Source organism: Ruegeria sp. (assembly GCF_028066395.1).
Lineage (GTDB): Bacteria > Pseudomonadota > Alphaproteobacteria > Rhodobacterales > Rhodobacteraceae > Ruegeria.
On record NZ_JALCBM010000110.1, the window covers coordinates 1 to 5269 of the forward strand.

The 5269-nt window shown below is 62.8% G+C and carries 4 protein-coding genes; all 4 read right to left on the bottom strand.

Annotation, left to right across the window (positions count from 1 at the left end):
• Nucleotides 1-108: 108 nt before the first annotated feature.
• The 4 genes from MPJ51_RS21020 to MPJ51_RS21035 are packed head-to-tail and all read right to left on the bottom strand — an operon-like array spanning nucleotide 109 to nucleotide 5149.
• Nucleotides 109-654, bottom strand: a complete 546-nt coding sequence (locus MPJ51_RS21020; protein WP_298390896.1) for a sarcosine oxidase subunit gamma — start codon at nucleotides 652-654, stop codon at nucleotides 109-111.
• Entirely contained in the window at nucleotides 647-3580 is a 2934-nt protein-coding gene (locus MPJ51_RS21025; RefSeq protein WP_298390898.1) for a sarcosine oxidase subunit alpha family protein, read from the bottom strand. The genes MPJ51_RS21020 and MPJ51_RS21025 overlap by 8 nt, the downstream gene beginning before the upstream one ends.
• Nucleotides 3577-3840, bottom strand: a complete 264-nt coding sequence (locus tag MPJ51_RS21030) for a sarcosine oxidase subunit delta (protein ID WP_298390900.1) — start codon at nucleotides 3838-3840, stop codon at nucleotides 3577-3579. Before MPJ51_RS21030 ends, MPJ51_RS21025 begins: the two co-directional genes overlap by 4 nt.
• Before the next feature lie 55 nt (nucleotides 3841-3895).
• A complete protein-coding gene (locus tag MPJ51_RS21035) occupies nucleotides 3896-5149 on the bottom strand; it encodes a sarcosine oxidase subunit beta family protein (protein WP_298390902.1) in 1254 nt (417 codons plus the stop codon).
• Between the last annotated feature and the right edge of the window lie 120 nt (nucleotides 5150-5269).

The window sequence follows — 5269 nt, forward strand, 5'->3', positions numbered from 1 at the left end:
CAGCTTTGTTCCTTGGTCTCTTGGGCCGCCAGAGGGGTGGCCAGCAGGGCCGCGGCAAGGGCGATACGCAACATGGGGGTCTCCCGGAATCGTTTCTTTGCGCGCAGCTTAGCCGCGCGCGGCGACACCTTCCATCGCCCTTTTCAAATCGTGAACCAGAGATTCGGCCATCGACCGGAACACCATGATCTGAAACGCGTTTTCACCCACGCGCGTGATCGAGGCCGTCATATGGAACAACAAGCTGCGCGCCGTATGACCACGTTTGAACTGTGCCACCCGCAAATCCAGCGGGACCAACCGCGCCAGCACGGCCTCGGCCGCGTCGCCCTCAAGCCGGACAATGGCCCAGGCGTCGGACTGATCGACGATGGCGGCATGGTCAGCCAGCGCCGCGTCGGGTGCAGGTCCCATTAGCATCGCCTGCGCAGGGCCAAACCAGACCGCCCGCGCACCAGCCTTGCCCGTCGCCCGGTTGGCAGCCGGAAAGGCCATGCCATGCGCAGTTTTCATCGCCTCGGACAGCGCCTTGTCCTGCCCTTTGAACGGTGCCAGAGAATGGACTTCCCCGGCATCTTCTTCGCTGAGTGTCACCGTGCCGACGGTCAGCGGCAACAGCCCGTCGCAGGGCGATTTGGCTATCAGATTATCCACGTACACGCCCTCCGTCCGGGTCAAAGAAGACCGGGTTCACCACTTCGCACAGGGTGGTCACACCGCGCAGGTGATCGACCATCTTGACGACCTCACCGTACCGATCCGGCCCATCGGCCAGAAAGCCCAGACCCAACATGGTCTCGAGCGTCGGCGAATACCCGACCGAGGTGAGATAGCCCTGATCGTTGGTCCGCACCGGCTCGGCCTCTTCCTTGTACAGATGCGCACCGGCCAGCAGTTGCTTGCTTTCACCGATGGGTTTCAGGCCCACCAGCCGCTCGCGCCCGGGTTCTTCCAGCCCTTCGCGCTGCGACATGGTCTTGCCGATACAGTCTTTCTTCTGCGACACCATCCGACCCATGCCGATATCATAAGCCGTGGTCCGCCCGTGGATTTCCGAATGGGTGATAAAGCCTTTTTCAATCCGCAGAACGCCCAGCGCTTCCATCCCGTACAGGCCACCGCCCAGCACCTCGGCCCGTTTGGTCAGGATGTCGTACAGGCTGGCGCCATAGCGCGCGGGCACCGCGATCTCATAGGCGTGTTCACCCGAGAACGAGATGCGGAACAAACGACCCGCCACACCCAGAACCGAGACCGGACCACAGGCCATGAAGGGCCAGCTTTCATCGTCTAGCTGCATGTCCAGCAGGTCATTCAGCAACTCGCGCGATTTCGGCCCGGCAACGGCAAATTGCGCCCATTGCTCGGTCACCGAAGTGAACGAGACATCCAGATCCGGCCGCAGCCCTTGATGTACAAACTCCAGATGCTTCATCACATCCCCCGCCCCGGCGGTGGTTGTGGTCATCACGTAATGCGTCTCGCCCAGCCGTGCGGTGGTGCCGTCATCCATGACGAACCCGTCCTCGCGCAGCATCAGGCCATAGCGGGCGCGGCCCACCTTCAGGGTCGAGAACATGTTGGTATAGACAAAGTCCAGAAACGCCCCGGCATCCGGGCCCTGAATGTCGATCTTGCCCAGGGGGGACACGTCACAGATGCCCACCGCCTGCCGCACCATGTTGACCTCACGGTCGCAGGATTGCCGCCACGTGGTCTCACCGGCTTGCGGGAAATAGCTGGGGCGATACCACAGACCGGCCTCGACCATCGGTGCATTCCGCGCGACGGCCGCCTTGTGCGAGGTGGTGAAGCGCTGCGGTTTGAACCCGGCCCCTTCGGCCCCCGCACCCAGCGCCGCAATCGCCATCGGCGAATAAGGCGGGCGGAAGGTGGTGGTGCCGGTCTCGGAAATCCCGCGCCCGGTCGCATCGGCCAGAACGGCCAGCGCGGCGACGTTCGAGTTCTTGCCCTGATCGGTCGCCATCCCTTGGGTGGTATAGCGTTTCATATGCTCGACCGAGCGGAAGTTTTCGGTCGCGGCCTGTTTGACGTCCTTCACGGTGACATCGTTCTGGAAATCCAGCCACGCCCGCCCCTTGCCGGGCACGGCCCAGAGCTGAGCGATCTCGTAAGGCGTATCCTCAGCCTGCGGAACAGTGGTTTTCGGGGCTTTCATCCCCAGATCATCCAGCGCGGCCTCGGCCGCCGCGATCCCCTCGCGCAGGCAGGCGTCGGTCGAGAAGGACCCGTTGCACGCCCCCGCCGTCTCCATTCCCGGGACAGCGTCGGGCCTGGGCACAAAGGCGGCAATGTCGCGCTGCCATGTCGGGCGGCCATTCATGTGACAGGTCAGGTGGACCGAGGGGTTCCACCCGCCGGTCATCGCCAGACAATCGGTGTGGATCTTCTCTTCCCCGCTGGCGCGGCGGACGGTGATCGATTCCAGCCCCTTGCGGCCCGCGCTGCCGCAGACCTGCGCGCCGCGCAACACCTGATAATCATCCGACAACGGCGCGTCATGGCGGCTGTCGATCACAGCGGCCACATGGACCCCGGCCTCAAGCAGATCACGCGCGGTGCGATGGATATCGTCAGTATTGCCGAAAATGGTCACGTTGCGGCCCGGGCTGACGCCCCAGCGGTTCAAATAGGTCCGCACCGCCCCCGCCGTCATGATCCCCGGACGGTCATTGTCGCGGAACGCCACCGGGCGTTCCAACGCCCCCGCCGCCAGGACCGAGCGTTTGGCCACGATCCGCCAGTATGTCTCCAGCGGTGCACCGTTCGGGCGGCGGTCGGTGTGATGCAACACCCGCTCCAACGCCGCATAGGTGCCCTGATCATAGGCCCCGGCCACGGTGGTGCGCGTCATCAGGCGGACATTGTCCATCCCGCGCAGTTCGGCCAGAACCTCATCAGCCCAGACATGACCCGGCTTGCCATCGACCTCATAGGTCTCGGCCAGCAGACGCCCGCCCATGCGCGCGTTTTCATCGGCCAGAATGACATCCGCCCCGGCCCGCGCGGCGACCAGCGCTGCCATCAGCCCGGCAGGACCCGCGCCAATCACCAGCAGATCGCAGAACGCATAGGCGCTTTCATATTTGTCGGTATTGTCCTGCCCGGACAGTCCACCCAGCCCTGCGGCACGGCGGATGATGGGCTCATAGACTTTCTCCCAAAACGCCTTGGGCCACATGAAGGTCTTGTAATAGAACCCTGCCCCCAGGAACGGAGCGCCCAGATCATTGATCCCCATCAGATCAAAGCCAAGGCTGGGCCAGCGGTTCTGGCTGCGCGCCGCAAGACCGGGATAAATCTCCTGCATCGTGGCGCGCATGTTCGGCTCTTGCGCGCCGCCCTCACCCACAGTCACCAGCGCGTTTGGCTCTTCACTGCCAGCGGTCAGCACCCCGCGCGGGCGGTGATACTTGAACGACCGCCCCATAAGGCGCACATCATTGGCCAGCAGCGCCGAGGCCAACGTATCCCCGCGAAACCCGTTATAGCTAACGCCGTCAAAGACAAACGGCACCGTTTCCGTGCGGTCGATCAGACCTTTGCCCGCGACCCTCATGCGTTCACCTCCGACGCCAATTGCGATCCTTGTATCTCATGGGTCACCGTGTTCCGTGTCACCACGATCCAGGCGCCGCAGCCGCCTTCGTGATACCAAAGCTCGCGCGTCACACCCGCCGGGTTTTCCCGCAGATAGACAAAGTTATCCCAGGCCTCGGCCCCGGCATCCGGTGCTGGCCGGTCCAGATCGACCGCAGCTCCGCGATAGTAGAACTCGCGCCGATCGCGCTCACCGCAATGCGGACAGGTGATCCTCATGACCGCGCCCCTTGCTTCTTCTCGTCAAAAATACGGAAATCCAACATCGCCACCCTCAATGCAGATTGTGTTGAGAGCCTTTGCCCTCTTCATCGATAATCCCGCGCCCGGTGCGGAAGCGATCCAGCCGCAGGCCGGTGGCATTCTCATGATAGCGCCCGGTGGCAATCAGATGGGCAAACACGTTGCCGGACCCCGGCACCGCCTTGAACCCGCCGTAGTTCCAGCCGCAATTCAGATACAGCCCCTCAACCCCGGTCTTGTCGATGATCGGAGACCCATCTGGCGTCATATCCATGATCCCGCCCCAGGACCGCAGCACCCGCGCCTTGCCGATCATCGGCATCAGCGCCATCCCGGCCTCCATCACGCTTTCCACCGTCGGCAGGTTCCCCCGCGCCGCGTAAGAGGCATAAAAGTCCAGATCGCCGCCAAAGACCAACCCGCCCTTGTCAGACTGGCTGATGTAGAAATGGCCCATGCCAAAGGTCACCACATGGTCGATACAAGGCTTCAGCCCTTCGGTCACAAAGGCCTGCAACACATGGCTTTCGATTGGCAGGCGCATCCCGGCCATCGCCGCCACCTGCCCCGACCGGCCTGCCACGACCATCGCCACCTTCTTGGCCCGGATCGCCCCGCGCGAGGTTTGCACCCCACGCACCACGCCGTTTTCGATGTCGATGCCGGTGACTTCGCAATTCTGGATCAGGTCAACACCGCGCTGGTCGGCGCCGCGGGCATAGCCCCAGGCCACCGCATCATGCCGCGCCGTGCCCCCGCGCGGATGGTAGAGTCCGCCATAGAGCGGAAACCGCAGATCGTCATAGTTCAGATAGGGCAGCATCTCACGCAGCTCATCGCGGCCCAGCAGGATGGCATCATCGCCCTGACTGATCATCATGTTGCCCCGGCGCGCCGCCGCATCCCGCTGACCGTCCGAGTGGAACAGGTTGATGATGCCGCGCTGCGAATGCATCACGTTGTAGTTCAGGTCCTCTTCCAGACCTTCCCACAGTTTCAGCGAATGGGAATAGAACTCGGAATTGCCCTGCAGGAAGTAGTTCGCGCGCACGATGGTCGTGTTGCGTCCGATATTGCCGCCACCGATATAGCCCTTTTCCAGCACAGCGATATTCGTCAGCCCGTGTTCCTTGGCCAGATAATAGGCGGTGCTCAGCCCATGGCCGCCGCCACCAATGATGACGATGTCATATTCGGATTTCGGCTCGGGGTCGCGCCAGTGCGGCGTCCAGCCCTTGTTGCCTGTCAGCCCCTCTTTGAGGACACGAAAACCGGAAAAGCGCATTCAGATCTCCAAACGGAATATCGGCTATGGGCCGACCTGAGTGATCAGTAACAAACTGCCAGTGCCCGCGTTGTTTCTGATTTCGACAAGAATAGGCCCGCAGGCGACTAAATCACCGCC

Excerpts from the sequence above, each read along its gene's own strand:
- MPJ51_RS21035 (WP_298390902.1), bottom strand. The coding sequence starts at position 5,149 with ATGCGCTTTTCCGGTTTTCGTGTCCTCAAAGAGGGGCTGACAGGCAAC.
- MPJ51_RS21025 (WP_298390898.1), bottom strand. The coding sequence starts at position 3,580 with ATGAGGGTCGCGGGCAAAGGTCTGATCGACCGCACGGAAACGGTGCCG.
- MPJ51_RS21030 (WP_298390900.1), bottom strand. The coding sequence starts at position 3,840 with ATGAGGATCACCTGTCCGCATTGCGGTGAGCGCGATCGGCGCGAGTTC.